Source organism: Streptomyces sparsus (assembly GCF_054776295.1).
In genome coordinates, this window is record NZ_BAAHCA010001602.1 from 1 (window position 1) to 651 (window position 651).

1 protein-coding gene is annotated in these 651 nt (G+C 75.1%); it reads left to right on the plus strand.

Annotation, left to right across the window (positions count from 1 at the left end; all coding sequences use genetic code 11):
• On the plus strand, window positions 1-405 hold a 405-nt coding region (locus tag ACYVE9_RS29850; RefSeq protein WP_461030988.1), incomplete at its 5' end, for a THUMP-like domain-containing protein.
• Between the last annotated feature and the right edge of the window lie 246 nt (window positions 406-651).

Consider the following 651-nt stretch of genomic DNA (forward strand, 5'->3'; position numbering starts at 1 on the left):
CTCCGGGGCGCCGGGCTGCCCGACCCCGAGCCCGGCCCGGTCGGCCGCTACCTGCACGAACCGGACGGCGCGGTGATCCGCGCCCACCTGGTCGCCGAGGTCGCGCGGGAGGTCGGCGGGCGGCTGATCGACCCGACCATCGCCTACCTGACCGCGGACGAACTGCACCGCACACCCTTCGCCCGCAGCTACGAGATCACCGACGTGATGCCGTTCCACCTGAAGCGGCTCAAGGCCCTGCTGCGGGAGCGCGGGGTCGGCGTGCTGACCGTCAAGAAGCGCGGTTCCGCGGTGGAGCCGGAGGAGTTCCGCCGCCGCATGAAGCTCTCCGGACCCCACTCCGCGACGGTCTTCCTCACCCGCGTCGCGGGCGCCCCCAGCATGCTGCTCGGCCACCCGGTCTGACGCACCGGGAGGCGGACCGCGGTTACGGTGGCCGGGCGCACACCTCGCACACCTGGCCATCAGCTCCCGCTCACACGGAGGCCGCACATGACCCGGATGCCCGGCACCGCCGCATGCGCCCGCGCCCTGCTCGTCGTGGTGGGGGCGGCGGGCGTCGTCGCCCTCGGCTGGCTGGCGGTGTTCACCGCGACGTTCCGGCCGGGCACCCCCGGCCGGCTGGAGACGGCCCTGGTCGTGCTCGCGGCG